A 235-nucleotide genomic window follows, 5' to 3' on the forward strand; every position below is an offset into this window, starting at 1 on the left:
ACCCCCGCCCCCGCCCGCTCCGCGGCGAAGCCCGCCGGGGGCGTCCGGAGTGTCCGCGCCGTGCGGGCCGTCCGCAGGCGGTGGGCCCTGGTCGCCGCCGGGACCGCCGTCGCGGTCGCCGTGACCACCGCGCTCACGCTCGACCTGCGCGGCCGGGAGGCGGGCGGCCTCGCGGGGGACGGCGGACGCGGCGGCGCCGTGGCCTCCTCCGGACCGCGGGCCCCCGCCCCCGCCG

Annotated in this window: 1 pseudogene; it reads left to right on the forward strand. The window is 86.0% G+C overall.

The annotated features are described in order from the left end of the window. Positions 1-235 (forward strand): annotated as a pseudogene (locus tag KMS84_RS40735) (hypothetical protein); the annotation flags it as partial.

This window comes from Streptomyces hilarionis (assembly GCF_024539675.1).
GTDB classification, from domain to species: Bacteria; Actinomycetota; Actinomycetes; order Streptomycetales; family Streptomycetaceae; genus Streptomyces; species Streptomyces hilarionis.